The sequence below is a fragment of the Marinobacter sp. SS8-8 genome, assembly GCF_030540945.1.
In the GTDB taxonomy this organism is placed as follows: Bacteria; Pseudomonadota; Gammaproteobacteria; order Pseudomonadales; family Oleiphilaceae; genus Marinobacter.
In genome coordinates this window covers 161,596-178,183 of the sequence record NZ_JASSVN010000007.1, presented here as the reverse complement: position 1 = coordinate 178,183, position 16,588 = coordinate 161,596, and the positions used below count along the sequence as shown (strand labels likewise).

The 16,588-nt window shown below is 58.9% G+C and carries 10 protein-coding genes; 9 read left to right on the top strand and 1 reads right to left on the bottom strand.

The features are described 5' to 3' along the window. Positions 1 to 703 precede the first annotated feature (703 nt). From aceE to astB, 7 genes are all read left to right on the top strand, one after another. Positions 704 to 3,367 carry a pyruvate dehydrogenase (acetyl-transferring), homodimeric type gene (aceE, locus tag QPL96_RS09775; RefSeq protein WP_303287200.1) on the top strand — a complete coding sequence of 888 codons (2,664 nt, stop codon included), beginning with the start codon at positions 704 to 706 and terminating at the stop codon, positions 3,365 to 3,367. A 10-nt stretch (positions 3,368 to 3,377) separates the two neighbouring features. Beyond that, on the top strand, positions 3,378 to 5,057 hold the full coding sequence (gene aceF, locus QPL96_RS09770; RefSeq protein ID WP_303287199.1) for a dihydrolipoyllysine-residue acetyltransferase: 1,680 nt from the start codon (positions 3,378 to 3,380) through the stop codon (positions 5,055 to 5,057). A 339-nt stretch (positions 5,058 to 5,396) separates the two neighbouring features. After that, positions 5,397 to 6,611, top strand: a complete 1,215-nt coding sequence (locus QPL96_RS09765; RefSeq protein WP_303287198.1) for an aspartate aminotransferase family protein — start codon at positions 5,397 to 5,399, stop codon at positions 6,609 to 6,611. 9 nt (positions 6,612 to 6,620) lie between these two features. Then, the gene (locus QPL96_RS09760; RefSeq protein WP_303287197.1) at positions 6,621 to 7,640 is read left to right on the top strand and encodes an arginine N-succinyltransferase; all 1,020 of its coding nucleotides are present in this window, start codon (positions 6,621 to 6,623) and stop codon (positions 7,638 to 7,640) included. A gap of 64 nt (positions 7,641 to 7,704) precedes the next feature. After that, entirely contained in the window at positions 7,705 to 8,805 is a 1,101-nt protein-coding gene (astA, locus tag QPL96_RS09755) for an arginine N-succinyltransferase (protein WP_303287196.1), read from the top strand. Then, on the top strand, positions 8,793 to 10,268 hold the full coding sequence (gene astD / locus QPL96_RS09750) for a succinylglutamate-semialdehyde dehydrogenase (RefSeq protein ID WP_303287195.1): 1,476 nt from the start codon (positions 8,793 to 8,795) through the stop codon (positions 10,266 to 10,268). Before astA ends, astD begins: the two co-directional genes overlap by 13 nt. Positions 10,269 to 10,282: 14 nt before the next feature. Next, positions 10,283 to 11,623, top strand: a complete 1,341-nt coding sequence (gene astB, locus QPL96_RS09745; RefSeq protein WP_303287194.1) for an N-succinylarginine dihydrolase — start codon at positions 10,283 to 10,285, stop codon at positions 11,621 to 11,623. 22 nt (positions 11,624 to 11,645) lie between these two features. Here astB and QPL96_RS09740 read toward each other — a convergent pair whose 3' ends face one another. After that, a complete protein-coding gene (locus QPL96_RS09740; protein ID WP_303287193.1) occupies positions 11,646 to 12,281 on the bottom strand; it encodes a TetR/AcrR family transcriptional regulator in 636 nt (211 codons plus the stop codon). A gap of 165 nt (positions 12,282 to 12,446) precedes the next feature. Between QPL96_RS09740 and QPL96_RS09735 the strand changes: the two genes are divergently transcribed. Both QPL96_RS09735 and QPL96_RS09730 read left to right on the top strand, forming a co-directional pair. After that, the gene (locus QPL96_RS09735; protein ID WP_303287192.1) at positions 12,447 to 13,526 is read left to right on the top strand and encodes an efflux RND transporter periplasmic adaptor subunit; all 1,080 of its coding nucleotides are present in this window, start codon (positions 12,447 to 12,449) and stop codon (positions 13,524 to 13,526) included. Further along, entirely contained in the window at positions 13,526 to 16,552 is a 3,027-nt protein-coding gene (locus QPL96_RS09730; RefSeq protein ID WP_303287191.1) for an efflux RND transporter permease subunit, read from the top strand. Before QPL96_RS09735 ends, QPL96_RS09730 begins: the two co-directional genes overlap by 1 nt. Positions 16,553 to 16,588: the final 36 nt, after the last annotated feature.

The following is a 16,588-nucleotide window of genomic DNA, read 5'->3' as shown; positions in this document are numbered from 1 at the left end:
GGTTTTTTCTTTTGTTTCAATTGCTTGTGACAAAGAATACCATTTTCCGCTGGAGGTTTCCTGCCTGATTACCTCATTTTTTTATTTAATATCAGTGTTTTACGTTTATGGACGGAAACTAAATCGGGAATTGTTTTCAGGTCTAATTAAAAAATCCCGGGAAAACAGGTAAGTGTTGGGTGAAATCTGACTGAAAATTCAATAAAAAATGCTAAAAACGCCAAAAGAGCAGCGAACTGTAGAGAGTTGATCGTTTAGTGTGGTGATCAATTTGTCAATTGATAAGAATGCTACGACATTGGTCGCAGTCTGGTTGTCTGCTGGTCCAAAAACGGTCATTATTCCGTAAGTAACCGAAAGAAGCCCGCCTGAAACGGATATCATTAAGGCTTCAGTTGAGCTCGAGGGGTAAAATGTAGTAAAAATACTACGTAACTGGGTGGCAGATCCGCGCACTTCGCCGGCTCGCCGGTCATCCTCAGGGCCAAAAGCCGGTGAGCCAGGGCGATGATCAGGCAGGAAAAGTGTGAAAGCTGTTCTATGCTTTGTACAGGTTCTGTGTGCTGTAAGCCGGTACATCTGTCAGGCTCATTGAACTACCCATAACAACACGCTGCATTTCATCGCAGCTTACCGACACCACAACGCGCCAGGCTGCTGATCGTGGCCGCGCTGCACTTTTTGATGCCAAGGGGAGGGTTTGATGTACCAGGACGATGATCCCATTGAAACCAGTGAATGGCTGGACGCGCTGGAATCTCTGATCGAGAACGAAGGTGTGGACCGGGCTAAATACATACTTGAAAGGCTCTCCGAGCGGGCGAGCCGCGATGGCACCGAGCTGCCATACTCCATAACCACGCCATTCCGGAACAGCATCCCTGTTTCCCAGCAGGCACCGATGCCCGGCGATCTGTTTATGGAGCGCCGGATTCGCTCCCTGATCCGCTGGAATGCCATGGCCATGGTTATGCGTGCTAACCAAAGGCCCGGAGACCTGGGCGGCCACGTTTCATCGTTCTCGTCGGCGGCAACGCTGTATGACGTGGGCTTCAACTATTTTTTCCATGGCGGCGACGAAAAGCGCGAATCCGATCTGATTTATTTTCAGGGACATTCTTCGCCGGGCATTTATGCCCGTTCCTTCCTGGAGGGCCGTTTTGACGAAAAGGATCTGGACAAATACCGGGAGGAAGTGGATGGCACGGGACTGTCTTCCTACCCGCACCCCTGGCTGATGCCCGATTACTGGCAGTTTCCGACGGTGTCCATGGGGCTGGGTCCCATTCAGGCGATTTACCAGGCACACGTCATGAAGTACCTGGACAGCCGGGAGCTCATCGAAATGGGTGACCGCAAAGTCTGGTGCTTTGTGGGTGACGGTGAATGTGACGAGCCGGAAACCCTGGGTTCCATTTCCATGGCCGGCCGGGAAAACCTGAGCAATCTCATTTTTGTGGTTAACTGTAACCTCCAGCGCCTGGACGGCCCTGTGCGCGGCAACGGCAAGATCATACAGGAGCTTGAGGGTGTCTTCCGGGGTGCTGGCTGGAATGTGCTGAAAGTGGTCTGGGGTCGACACTGGGACCCGCTGTTCGAGAGCGACAAGGACGGCAAAATGCAGCGGGTCATGGACGAAGTCTGCGATGGCGAGTTTCAGAATTATAAAAGCAACGGACCTGCTTATACCCGCAAACACTTCTTTGGCAAGTACCCCGAAACCGCGAAGCTGGTTGAAAATCTCTCTGATGAGGAGATCAACAAGCTCAACCGCGGTGGGCATGACCCCTATAAGATCTATGCGGCTTACCATCACGCCATCCACAACAACGGTGGCCGCCCGACCGTTATCCTGGCCCATACCATCAAGGGCTACGGATTTGGTGAGGCCGGTGAGGCACAGAATACCGCGCACTCCCTGAAGAAACTGGATATCGAGCAACTGAAGTCGTTCCGGGACAGGTTTGCGCTGCCGCTGAAGGACGACGAGCTCAAGGACGTTCCCTATTACCGTCCGGCGCCGGATAGCCCGGAAATCGTCTACATGAAAAAACGCCGGCAGGAATTAGGCGGTTTCTATCCCAAGCGGCGCAAGGACTGCCAGCCATTGCAGATTCCGGAGCTCGACATCTTCAAGGCGGTGCTGGAAGGTTCCGGAGGGCGGAAAATTTCCACCACCATGGCCTTTGTCCGGATACTGACGGCCCTGACCAAAGACAAACGCATCGGCAAGCGGGTAGTGCCGATCGTGCCGGACGAAGCCCGTACCTTCGGTATGGAGGGCATGTTCCGTCAACTGGGCATTTACACGGCCGAGGGCCAGAAGTACGTTCCGGAAGACCGTGACCAGATCATGTACTACCGGGAAGACAAAAAGGGCCAGATCCTCGAGGAAGGGATTAACGAAGACGGTTCCATGGCGGCCTGGATGGCAGCGGCAACGTCCTACAGTACCAATAACTTCCCGCTGATTCCGTTCTATATCTTCTATTCCATGTTTGGCTTCCAGCGGGTGGGCGATCTGGCGTGGGCATCCGGGGATATTCAGGCCCGTGGTTTCCTGATCGGCGGTACCGCCGGCCGGACCACCCTGAACGGCGAAGGCCTGCAGCACCAGGATGGTCACAGCCACGTTCTGGCCAACACCATTCCGAACTGCAAGGCTTACGATCCGGCATACGGCTACGAAATGGCCGTGGTGCTCCGTAAGGGCATGAAAGAGATGTTCGAGGACAACAAGAATGTCTATTACTACCTGACTATCGAGAACGAAAACTACGAACAGCCCGCAATGCCCAAGGGTTGCGAGGACGGCATCATCAAAGGCATGTACCTGTTCGAGTCTGTTGAAACCAAGGGGCGCAAGAAAACGCCGCGGGTTCAGTTGCTTGGCGCCGGCGCCATCCTCAACGAGGTACGCGCTGCGGCCCAGATGCTGAAAGATGACTGGGGCGTGGCTTCCGATGTGTGGAGTGTCACCAGCTTTAATGAGCTGGCCCGTGAAGGCCAGCACGTAGAGCGCTGGAATCGTCTGCACCCGGATGACAAAGCCAAGAAAGCCTACGTTACCCAGTGCCTGGAGAAGCAGGACGGGCCGGTAGTCTCTTCTACCGATTACATCAAGCTGCACTCCGAGCAGCTCCGGGCGTTTATTCCCAAAACCTACCTGACCCTCGGTACTGATGGCTTCGGCCGCAGCGACACCCGGGAAAAGCTGCGCAGCTTCTTTGAAGTGGATCGTTACTACGTGACGGTAAGTGCGCTTTCTGCCCTGGCCCAGGATGGTGAGGTGAAGAACGATGTGGTTCTCGAAGCCATGCGCAAATACGGAATCGATCGCAACAAAACGAACCCGGTGCTGAGCTAAGGAGACCGCCATGAGTGAACAGGAAATCAAGATTCCGGATCTCGGCGGTGCGGATGAGGTCGAGGTTATCGAAATCATTGTCAGCGTGGGGGATTCGGTTGAGGAAGAAGATCCGATTCTGACCGTTGAGTCAGACAAAGCCTCTGTTGAGTTGCCGTCACCCGGCGCCGGCAAGATCACCAGGATCACCGCCAAGGTGGGAGACAAGGTGAAGGAAGGCGATGTTGTCGGGATGATGGAAGCCGGCGCCGATGGCGGTGGCTCTGACGATTCCGGTAGCGACGAGGCCGAGGAAAAGCCCGAAGCAAAAGCCGTCGAAAAGGGCGAAGCCAAACAGGAAGAAACGTCAGAAGAGAGCAAGCCGGCGCCGAAGCAGGCTTCCGGCGGCTCCCGCAAGGAAACCGTTAAGGTTCCGGCGCTGGATGGTTTTGAGAATGTTCCGGTTATCGAGATCAATGTCTCCGAGGGCGATACCATTAAAGCTGAGGACCCGCTGGTAACGGTGGAGTCCGACAAGGCGACCATGGAGATTCCCTCGCCCTATGCGGGCAAGGTGGGTAAAATTTTGGTGTCCGAGGGCGACAAGCTCTCCGAAGGCGACGAACTGCTGGAAATGACCGTTCAGGAAGACGGCGGCGATGAGGAGGCCACAGTTGAAGAGGCCTCTGACGAATCGGCCAAGGAAAAAAAGCCAGAGCAGGAATCTGAAGAGAAACCCCGGCAGGCTGTCGAGTCCACGCCTGAGCCCCAGGGTGCTACCTATGAGCCGCCCACGCCGGGCGCGAAGGTTCATGCAGGTCCCGCCGTTCGCAAGCTTGCCCGTGAGCTGGGCGCCGATCTGGCACGGATCAGGGGGTCCGGTCCCAAGGGCCGGATTATCAAGGACGATGTCCATGCCTATGTGAGGGGGCAGCTCAAGCAGGCCCAGCAGGGCAGTGGCGTTGCCACCGGCTCCGGTATCCCCGGCGTCAAGCTGCCGGACTTCAGCCAGTTTGGTGAAGTCAAGCGCGAGGCCATGTCGCGGATAATGTTCGCCACGGCCAACAACATGCAGCGCAGCTGGCTGAACGTGCCCCACGTGACCCAGTTCGAGGATGCGGACATTACCGATATGGAGGATTTCCGCAAGGCCCAGAAAGCGGCCGGAGAGAAGAAAGGCGTGAAGATGACGCCGCTGCCCTTCCTGCTGAAGGCCTGCGCCACGGCGCTGGCGGAACTGCCTCAGTTCAATGTGTCTTTGGACATGGAGCGCAAGGAGGTGGTTCGCAAGAAGTACATTCACATCGGGATTGCGGTGGATACGCCCAACGGGCTGATGGTGCCGGTGATCCGGGATGTGGACAAGAAGGGCCTGTGGGAGTTGGCGGCAGAAAGCGCCGAGCTGGCCCAGAAGGCCCGGGGCAAGCAGCTGAAGCCGGCGGAGATGCAGGGTGCCTGCTTTACCATCACCAGTCTGGGTGGTATCGGTGGCACGGCGTTTACGCCGATTGTGAATACGCCGGAGGTGGCGATTCTGGGGGTCTCCAAAGCGGCGATGAAGCCGGTTTGGGATGGCAAGGAGTTCCAGCCCCGGCTGATGCTGCCGTTGTCGCTGTCATACGATCACCGGGCGGTGAACGGGGCGGATGCGGCCCGGTTTACCACGGTGCTCAGCCAGCTTCTTGGGGATATTCGTACCCTTCTGCTTTGATTTGAAGCTAGTTGCCGCCCAGCCTTGCGGGTTGAGTGGCATGACAAAGGCCGGTGCGGCTTTTCAGAACTGTAGAGGGCCAGGGATGGCCCGAAACAAGCGCACATGGATGTGCTTGTAGCGTGTTCTGAAAAGCTGCACCGGCCTTTGTCTTTCTGGCTCTGTCCTGTTTGCTTTTTCCCATTCTCATCTTTCCTCGTCAGGCCGGCCATCGGGGAACCGGATGTTCTTATGCCCTGAGTGGCGTATTATGGTGCAAGAGTCCGCACACCTACGTACTTGTCCGGTTCGGTTGCTCTACTATTTTTATATGTTTAGCCGCTTTCCCGAGAGAGATCTATGAATAAAGAACCCGTTAGCCGCGAACTGTTCGATGAAGTCATGGTGCCCAATTACGCCCCCGGTTCCATAATTCCGGTACGAGGCGAGGGCTCCCGGATCTGGGATCAGGAAGGCCGCGAGTTCATTGATCTCCAGGGTGGTATTGCGGTGACCTGTCTCGGGCATTGCCATCCGGGGCTCGTAGGGGTGTTGCACGACCAGGCCGAGAAAATCTGGCACCTCTCGAATGTGATGACCAATGAGCCGGCTTTGCGTCTGGCCAAAACCCTGTGTGACCTTACCTTTGCCGAGCGGGTGTTCTTTGCCAACTCCGGCGGTGAGGCCAACGAGGCCGCCTTCAAGCTGGCCCGCCGTTACGCCTGGGAGCATTTCGGCCCGGAAAAAAACGAAATCATCTCGTTCAGAAATTCTTTCCACGGGCGCACCCTGTTTACCGTGAGCGTTGGTGGCCAGCCCAAGTACCTGGAAGGTTTCGAGCCGGCGCCGGGCGGCATTCACCATGCCGAGTTCAATGATCTGGAATCGGTGAAGAAGCTGATCTCCAAAGAGAAAACCTGCGCCGTAGTGGTCGAGCCCATTCAGGGTGAAGGCGGTGTCATGCCCGGCGATCAGGCCTTCCTTGAAGGTCTGCGCCAGCTTTGTGATGCCAACGACGCCCTGCTGGTGTTCGACGAGGTGCAGTCCGGCGCCGGAAGAACCGGCCACCTGTATGCCTACCAGATGTACAACGTGGTGCCGGATATTCTCTCCAGTGCCAAGGGCCTGGGTGGTGGTTTCCCGATAGCGGCCATGCTGACAACCGCAAAGGTAGCCGCCAGTCTTGGTGTCGGAACCCACGGCAGCACCTATGGCGGTAACGCCCTGGCCTGCGCCGTTGGCCAAAAGGTTTTGGATACCGTCAGCCAGCCGGAGATTCTCAAGGGTGTGAAATCGCGCTCCGAAAAGCTCCGCAAGGGCATGATGGATATTGGTGAGCGCCATGGCGTGTTCAGTGAAGTTCGCGGGGCTGGTTTGTTACTCGGCTGTGTGCTCACCGGGCAGTGGCAGGGTAAGGCCAGGGATTTTCTTAATGCAGGCCTGGATGAGGGCGTGATGGTTCTGATGGCTGGCGCTGATGTGATTCGTCTGGCGCCGTCACTGATCATTCCCGAGCCGGATATCGACGAAGCCCTCGAGCGTTTCGAAGCGGCGGTTAAAAAACTGACGGCCTAAGGAGTTCCTATGTGGCTGGTACGTCCGGCGCAGCCGGATGATCTGGACCAGATTCTTGCCATTGCGGGTGCCCAGAGTGCCCGCCTTTCCTCCACCCTGCCTAAACAAAGCGATGCTCTTGCCTACAAGATTGAGCAATCCCTGGCGTCTTTTGCCGGAAAGATCGGCGCCGAGGATGCCCCGCCGAGGTTTCTGTTTGTGCTGGAAAACACCGAAACCGGAGAGATCGCGGGCACGGCCGGTATCGATGCCAGGGCCGGCAATGGTCAGCCCTTCTACAGTTACCGGCGCGATGCGCTGATTCACGCGTCCCATGAACTGGGTGTATCAAGGCGGGTAGAAGTCTTGTATCCCTCCCATTTTCTGACCGATGTCACCCTGCTGTGTTCGTTCTCGATCCGGCCGGAACTCCGAGGCAGTGAGGCGTTCGAGCTGTTATCCCGTGCACGGATTCTGTTTATTGCCGATCATCGGGAATGGTTTACCCAACGGGTGGCGGTGGAAATCCAGGGTGTGCAGCTGGATGACGGCAGCGTGCCGTTCTGGGACAGCCTTGGCCGACATTTCTTTGATATGGACTTCGAGACGGCGGACCAGTATTCCGCGCAGTTGAGTAAAACCTTTATCGCCGAACTCATGCCGCCCAATCCGATCTATGTCACCCTGCTGAGCGAGGCGGCCCAGAAGGCGCTGGGGCAACCGCATGAGCTAACCGTACCGAACTTCGAATTGCTTCAGCGGGAGGGATTCCAGCCCGGCTGCTACCTGGATATTTTTGATGCCGGGCCAGTACTGGAGGCCCGCACCGACAGCCTGAGAACCCTGGTGACCAGCCACCCCAAACCCCTGCATGCCGCCAACCATGACCTTGGCGAAACCTGTCTGATTGCGGCAGGGGAGGGGGTCCAGTTCCGCTGCACCCTGACACCGGTTGCGGAAACTCTGGAAGACACACTCAAGGTGCCGGTAAACACCTGGAAGGTGCTGAACAAGACCGCGGGTGACCGGGTAAGGATCGCGCCGCTATGACAGCGATTAGGACAGGTATTCCAACGGTTATTCAGTTAAATCGCGGAAACAGGGAGGCGACACCATGCTGGTAATTCGCCCGCTTCAGGAAAGCGATCTGGACGACCTTTACACGATGGCGCAGAACGCTGGCAAGGGGCTAACAACACTGCCCGCGGACCGCGAGCTTTTGGCGAGAAAGATCAGCCACGCCCGGGAAACCTTCAACCAGCGCTGTGCGCCGGAGGCGGGGCTTTACCTGTTTGCGCTTGAGGATATCCAGCGCAAGAAGACTATCGGAATCAGTGGAATCCAGGCTCGGGTTGGTCTGGATGAGGTGTTTTACAACTACCGGCTGAGTGTTGCAGTGAACGCCTCGAAGGAGCTGGGAGTGCACGTGCGCACCCCGACGCTGCATCTGTCCAACGACATGACCGACACCAGCGAGATCTGCTCGCTGCTGCTTTCTGACGAGTACAAGGGCGGCGGCAATGGTCTGCTGCTCTCCCGTTGCAGGTTCATGTATCTGGACGAGTTCCGGAAGCATTTTTCGGACAAGGTTTTCGCGGAGATGCGGGGCGTTTCTGATGCACAGGGGCGCAGCCCGTTATGGGATGCCCTGGGCAGCAGGTTCTTTGACATGGAATTCAGTGAGGCGGACGTGCTTTCGGGGCTTGGCAACAAGTCGTTTATCGCCGAACTGATGCCGAAGTATCCGATTTATCTGCCCATGTTGCCGGATTCGGCCCGGGCAGTGATCAGCCGGGTGCATGGCAACACGGCTCCGGCGCTCCGGATGCTCCAGGCGGAGGGGTTCAATTTCAACGGACTGGTGGACATCTTTGATGGCGGTCCGGTGGTAGAGGCCTTTGTTCACAACATCCGCACCGTAAGAGAAAGCGTCAACCGGCATGCCATGGTCATCCGTAAACCGGTGAATCTGGATGTTCCGGCCGATGAGCGTGTCATGGTGTCGAACCGGTCCTTCCGGGATTTTCGGGTAACGACCCTGCCAATGGATTGCATCGGCCCGGATACGGTCAGTTTGCCACCGGAAGTTGCTGGCGCCTTGCAGGTTGAGTCCGGTGATCCGGTTCGCATGGCACCCTTGAAAGACTCGGGGATGTTGACCAAACATATATTTAGAAATGCAGTACCGGGAGGTGCATCGAAATGGCAAAGCTGACAGGCGAACTGTTTATCGACGGGCTATGGCTTCAGGGCCATGGTGTTCCCTTCGAATCTGTCCAGCCCGTGACCGGCGAGACAGTCTGGGATGGTGAGAGTGCCAACCTTGAAGACGTTGACGCGGCCGTGCGTGAGGCGCGCACCGCCTTTCTGAAGTGGCGGCGAAAAAGTTTTGCGGAGCGCCAGGCAGTGGTCGAAGGCTTTGGCGAATTGCTGGAAGTCCACAAGGAGGAGCTGGCCCATCAGATCGGACTGGAAACCGGTAAACCCCTGTGGGAGTCCCGGACCGAGGTGGCAGCGATGATTGGCAAGATCGGCATCTCCGTGAAAGCCTATAGCGAGCGTACCGGTCACTCCGAATCGGATGTTGCCGGCGGCCATGCGGTGCTCCGGCACCGACCCCATGGCGTGGTGGCCGTATTCGGCCCCTACAATTTCCCGGGGCATTTGCCCAACGGCCATATTGTGCCTGCACTGCTGGCGGGCAACACCGTAGTGTTCAAGCCCAGTGAGCTGACCCCCGGCGTTGCGGAGATGACTGTAAAACTCTGGGAGAAGGCAGGTATTCCGGATGGTGTAATCAACCTGGTGCAGGGCGCTTCGGCCACCGGCAAGTCCCTGGCCAGCCATCCGTTGATTGATGGCCTGTTCTTTACCGGCAGCTCAACCGTTGGCCACCTGCTGCACAAACAGTTCGGCGGCCAGCCGGAGAAAATCCTGGCGTTGGAAATGGGCGGCAACAACCCGCTCATCGTTCAAAACGTGGCGGACGTGGACGGAGCGGTGCACCATGCCTTGCAGTCTGCCTTTCTCTCAGCCGGTCAGCGCTGCACCTGTGCCCGTCGGCTGCTGGTTCCCAAGGGCAAAAAGGGTGATGCCTTCCTGAATCGGCTGGTGGAGGTCGCCTCCCGGATCCGGGTGGGTGAGTTCGATGCCGATCCCCAGCCGTTCATGGGGGCTGTAATTTCGGCCGAAGCGGCGGATAAGCTCCTGGCGGCCCAGGTCAGCCTGCTCGGTAAGGGCGGGAAATCCCTGCTGGAAATGAAATCCCTGAGGCCGGGTACCGGGCTGCTGTCACCGGGTATCATCGATGCTTCGGGTGTCGACGTGACTGACGAAGAGTTCTTCGGGCCGCTGCTTACGGTCTATCGTTACAAGAGCTTTGATGACGCCCTTGAACTGGCCAACGACACCCGTTACGGACTCTCCGCCGGTATCCTGACCGACGACCAGAAACTCTATGACCGGCTGGTAGAGGAAGTGCGGGCCGGCATCGTGAACTGGAACCGGCCATTGACCGGTGCCAGCAGCGCGGCACCCTTTGGTGGTGTCGGCGCCAGCGGCAACCACCGCCCCAGCGCCTACTACGCTGCCGATTACTGCGCCTGGCCCATGGCGTCACTGGAAGCCGGCAAGAGCGAGCTGCCCGACACGCTCGCCCCCGGCCTGAGCTTCGATTAATGGAATCGACGGCCATGGCTAAACACGCGGTAGAAGCAAACTTTGACGGCCTGGTGGGTCCCACCCACAATTACGCCGGGCTGTCCTGGGGCAACGTGGCGTCGAAATCCAGTGTGCGGTCAGTGTCCAGCCCGAAGGAGGCGGCGCTCCAGGGACTGGCCAAGATGAAACAGTTGGCGGACAGGGGCTATGTGCAGGGCGTTCTCCCGCCCCATGAGCGGCCACACATTCCGACGTTGCGGGCTCTGGGCTTTGAGGGAACGGATGCCAGGGTCCTGGAGCAGGCGGCGAAAGCCAGCCCGTCGATTCTTGCGGCGGTATCCTCAGCCTCGTCCATGTGGACAGCCAACGCCGCCACGGTTTCGCCCAGTGCCGATACCGCGGATCACCGGGTGCATTTTACCCCGGCCAACCTGAGCGCCAAGTTCCACCGCTCCATCGAACACAGGGTAACCGGGCGTTCCCTGAAAGCGGTCTTTGCCGATGAGAGCTATTTTGCACATCACCCGGCGCTGCCCTCGGTCAGTCATTTTGGTGACGAAGGCGCCGCCAACCACACCCGGTTGTGTGCCGGCTATGGGGAGCCCGGCGTAGAGTTGTTTGTTTACGGCCAGATCGCCTTTAACGAACAGGCGCCGGCGCCGGGAAAATATCCGGCCCGGCAGACCCTGGAGGCCTCCCAGGCGATTGCACGATTGCATGGCCTGAAGGGTCAGCATGTGGTGTTTGCCCAGCAAAACCCGGAAGCCATTGATGCCGGTGTTTTCCATAACGATGTTATCGCGGTGGGCAACGGCAACACCCTGTTCTATCACGAGACGGCGTTCCTGAAGGAAGACCAGGTGCTGGCGGATATCCGGGAACGTCTTACCGGTGCCGAGCTTGAAGCGATTCGGGTCAGCCGTGCCGAGGTGCCAATTGATGACGCGGTGGCCTCTTACCTGTTCAACAGCCAGTTACTGAACACGCCCGACGGCATGCTGCTGGCCGTGCCTGGCGAGTGCCGGGAAGTGGCTTCGGTTCGCCGGTATCTGGATGGTCTGGTGAAATCCGGTGGGCCGATCACGTCGGTGGAAGTGTTTGACGTCAAGCAGTCGATGCGCAATGGCGGCGGCCCGGCCTGTCTGCGGTTGCGTGTGGTTCTGGACGATGACGAGCTCAAGGCCATGCACCGGGGTGTTATCCTCACCGATGGCCTCTACGAGCGCCTGACCACCTGGGTGGAGGCCCACTACCGGGATGAGCTGGGCCAGGATGACCTGGCAGACCCCATGCTGCTGGAAGAGGTCCGGAAAGCCCTCGACGAACTCACCGGTATTCTCGGGCTCGGCTCAATCTACGATTTCCAGCGTTAGCGTGCTTGTCCCTCCGGGGACACTAGGCTGCAATCGACGAGGTCAGCATGTCCATGGTGTGCCGGATCAGCTGCTCGGCCGGGAATCCGTCGTTGCCCTCGCCCATCTCGGACTGGCACAGCAGGATCACACCATGCAGCGCGCCCCGCAGGTAGAGGGCGGTCTGTGCCGGATCGCTGATCCGCTCCCGATTCATGGTGCCGTCCTGAAGCCCCAGCTCAATGGCCCCCACCATCAGTTCCATCAGGTCTGATTTGGAGCACAGCATCTCTTCAGTCTGGCTTTCGTCGGCCTCCGCCATGGCGGTGGAGGCCTTGGTGAGTGCCGAGAAGTAGTCCGGTTCTTCCAGATAGAAACGGTAATAGGATTCGCCCATCGCCCGGATCTGGGACAGGCCGGTATCTGCCGTTTGGCGGGCCTCTTCAAAGCGCCGGAACAGGCTGTGCCCGGCCCTGAGCATGATGCCCCGCTGAATCGCCGCCTTATCCTTGAAATACACGTACAGCAGCGCCCGGCTGAGGCTGGCGGTGCGGGCAATGTCATCCATGGAGGATCGCTCGTAGCCCTTTTCTGAAAACACCAGCTCGGCGGCGTCCAGAATGGTGTCGTAACGGGCCTGTTTCTCACGTTCGCGGCGGGTTTTCAGCTTTTCGCTCATTCAGTCATCCGGTTTGGTGGCAGCGGCCAGCACATGATACCTGAAACTGAATCAGACCCGATTATTGACAAAATGTCAAAGAATGACATTATGTCTTAAACAATCATCGGGTCTGCCAGGGACCGGACCCCGCCAACAACATGAGCATGGATGAAAGGACGAATCATGACGCCACTTCGTATTCCCGTTGCCATAGCTTCCCTCGCGTTCTTTTCACTATTCCTTTCCGGCTGCAAAGCCAGCGACGTGTCACTGGAGCCAGGGCAGCAAAGGGTTTCGGTGCGCGTTTCAGCGGTGACCGGTGGTGAAAGCCGGGATATGCCCCTCAGGTTCTCCGGAATTGTGCGCGCCACCCAGCGGGCAACCCTGACCTTTCAGATCAGCGGCACCCTGAAGGAGAGGGCGGTTGAGTTGGGCCAGAAGGTGCAGGCCGGTGAGGTTCTGGCCCGGGTCTACAATCCTGCCCTGGAACCCGCACGGGATTCCGCCAGGGCCCGACTGGAGGAGCTGACAACCGGGTACGAACAGGCGAAGCGTGAGTGGGAACGTTCCAGCCAGCTGCATCAACGTGGTGTGGTTTCCGAACAGACCCTGGAACAGATTGCCGCCCGGCGCGATTCCCTGAACGCCAGTGTTGCCACGGCTCGCGCCGGGCTGACGGAGGCCTCGCAGATGCTGGAAGAAAGTACCCTGCGGGCGCCTTTCTCCGGGCGCGTGGAAGCCCTGCTGGTGGAGCAGGATGAATTCGTTGTCGCTGGCCAGCCGGTGATGCGCCTGTCTTCGCCGGAGGGCCGGGAAGTGGAAGTGCGAGTGCCTGCTCATCTGCTGAGCCATGTGCGACTGCAGCAGACCCTGCCGGTCTGGTCGGTACAGGACCGCCACCAGCCTCCGCAAACCGGTTCCGTAGTAGAGATTGCCCAGGCTGGCGGCATTCGTGGTGAATTGCACCCGGTGCTGGTGAGCCTGCCGGCCAATACCCTGGAACCCGGGGAGCCGGTAGAGGTAGGCATTACGCCGGAGCTCGAGGCGGCACTCACGGTTCCCTTACTGTCGGTGATCCGGAATGCCGAAGGCACAAGTGTGTTTCGGGTCCGTGACAATATCGCACGTCGGGTTTCGGTCAATGTGGACCGGGTCGTTGGTGAACGGGTTGTGATCAAATCCGGCGATTTGTCCCCCGGAGATCAGGTGGTGTACGCGGGCATGACCCGGCTGGCGGACGGTGATGCCGTGGAGGTGCGCTGATGACGCGCCGGCTCCTGAACTGCCAGCGACTTCTCGGAATGGTTGTTGCCATGCTCTGCCTTCTGGGAATCGCAGCCTACAGCACCATGCCACGTCAGGAAGATCCTTCGTTTCCCTACCGGGCGGGGCTGATCAGCATTAACTACCCGGGCGCCAGTGCAGATGCCGTGGAGCGGCTTGTGCTGCGGCCACTGGAGGATGAGCTGCGTCAGGTGGAGGAAGTGGACTTCTCACAGTCTACTGCCCGAACCGGGGTGGCCATTGTCCAACTGCGCCTTAACGACACCATCTACGACACCGACTCTGCCTGGGATCGGGTGCACCAGGCCATGGAGCGGGCAAAACAGGACTTCCCGGACGATGTGGGTCGGATGACGCTGGATGACCGTCTGATTGATAATCCTGCAATCGTCCTGGCCGTCGGTGGCTCGCCTTCGGTGACGGAATTATCGGAAGTCGCCGAAAGGCTGAAGCAGAATCTGTCGGATCTTCCGGGCGCTTCCCGGATCTCCCTGGAAGGGGATGCCGACGAACAGATTACCCTGGCCCTGGATGATGCGGCTCTCTACCGTCTGGGCATTTCCCCGGCGCGGGTGCTGGACACCCTGGCCCGGCGCAACCAGACTATTCCTGGCGGCTTTGTGGTGGTCAATGGCCGCCGCCTGTCGGTACTTCCCAACAGCGAATTTGCCGATATTGACGCCATTCGTGCCACCCCTATTGAACTGCCTGACGGCTCCCAGCTACCCCTCGCGGCAACTGCGGATGTCTGGCGCGGGCCGGCGGAACCCCGGCAGCCGGAAACCTGGTACGATGGCGAGCGAGTTGTGCTGGTTTCCATCATCATGGAAGAGGGTGCCACCGATGCGATCCGGTTTGGCGAGCGGGTGCGGGAGCGCGTGGACCGGATTCGCGGGGAGTTTGAGCCTTACGACATCCGGGAGATGTTCTTCCAGCCGGACAAGGTTAAAGAACGGCTGGATAGCCTGGCGTGGAGCCTGGTGCTCTCAGTGCTGATCATTGTTGCCGTAGTCTTTACCGGCATGGGCATTCGAATGGGCCTGCTGGTGGCTTCGATTCTGCCCATGGTGGCGTTGATCAGTATCGGGCTTTACGACCTGGGCGGCGGCGTTCTGCACCAGATTGCCGTGATTGGTATGGTAATTTCCCTCGGCATCCTGATTGATAACGCCATCGTGATTGTTGAGAGTATCCAGGGACACCTGGATGAGGGGATGCGGCGCCTCGATGCATTGCGTAAGGCGGTGACTGAGCTGGCCGGGCCTCTGGGTGCCTCAACCGGCACCACTCTGGCGGCATTTACGCCTTTGTTGCTGTCCAAGGGAGGCACCGCCGATTTCACCCGGGGAGTGCCGGTGATGATCATGCTGACCCTGTCGGTCAGCTATCTGCTGGCCATTTCCGCCGTGCCCCTGTTGGCTGCGAAGTTTCTGAAGCCAACGCGAAACAGCAGAGACGACCGGTTTACTGGTCTGGCCCGTTTACTGGGCAGCCTGGTTGCCCGGCACCCCAGACGCCTGATTGCCGCCGGCACCATTCTGGTCGCCATCAGTCTGGCCATGACGCCTTTTATGGCACGGCAGTTCTTTCCGAATGCTGATCGCCCCAGAGTTATAGCGGAAGTTCACATGCCCGAGGGTACTGACCAGTCCCGCACCGCAGAACTGACGGCAGTCCTTGAGAAGGCTATCCGGGCCCGGCCCGATGCCTTGGCGGTGCACCGGTTTGTGGGCTACACCGGGCCGTCATTCTACTACAATCTCCAGGAGGCACCTCAGGCTCCGAACCGTGCCAGACTCGTTGTCACCACACCAACTCTTGAAGACACCGCCGGTATGACCCGCTGGATACGCGCTCATGTCAACGAACAGATGCCGGAGCTGGACGTGACCGTGGGCGTGCTCGGGCAGGGGCCGCCAAGGGCCGCGCCGGTGGAAATACGGGTCTATCACGCCAACGACAACACCCGGGCCAGGGCAGTGGAACAGATCTTCGGTATTTTGCGGGGCGTTGAGGGCACAGTTGATGTGCGGCATGATCTGGATATCGGCGTGCCCAGCATCGCAATCAACGTTGACGATGCCACTGCGGCCCGGTACGGCCTGACCCGCGCCGATGTCGCCCAAAGCCTTTATGGCCAGAGTTTTGGTGTGGTGGCAGAGCGCTATCGCCAGGAAGAGGACCCCATTCCCCTGGTACTGAGGTCCCGGGAAGGCACTGCGCTGTCGCTCTCACGCCTGCTGTCCGTCAACATCTACAATGACCGCGGTGATGCCGTGCCCCTGTCGGCGTTAGCCAGCGTGGACACCACCTGGGAGCCGGCCGCCCGATACCTGCGTGATGGCGTCAGAATGAACACGGTAACGGCGAACCTGGAATCCGGTTACAGCTTCAGTCAGGCCCTGGAGGGCCTGTACGCGGCCCTTGACAAGGCGCCCCTGCCGCCGGGTACGCGCATGGAACTGGGCGGTGATGCCGAAGGTTCAGGTGAGGCCAATACCGCCTTGCTGACGGCGGCACCCATCGGAATACTGTTACTGCTGTTTTTCCTGCTGCTGCAGTTCAATTCCTTCCGCCGGGTTGGGATTATCCTGTTGACGGTGCCGCTGGCTGCCGTCGGCATCTTCCCGGGTTTGGTGCTTTCCGGTTCCCCCTTCGGTTTCCAGTCGCTTCTGGGGGTCATTGCCCTGGTGGGTATCGTAGTGAACAACGCCATTGTGCTGCTGGATGTCATGGACCGGGAACTGGAGAGAGGAAAGGATATATGGGGTGCCATGCGCAGCGCGGTGGAGCAACGGACTCGCCCGATTCTGCTGACCACCGCAACCACCGTGGCGGGCCTGCTGCCCCTGGCGTTTTCCAGCTCCACGCTCTGGCCCCCCATGGCCTGGGCGATTATTTCGGGTCTGCTGGCGTCAACGCTGCTGACCCTGCTGGTGATTCCGGCTGTTTGCACCCAGTTGATCAAAGTCAGTGTGCCAGAACCTGAAAACGCCCCGGCCTGACCCGCTGAAGCCGGGGTCAGATGAAATTTTCATCTG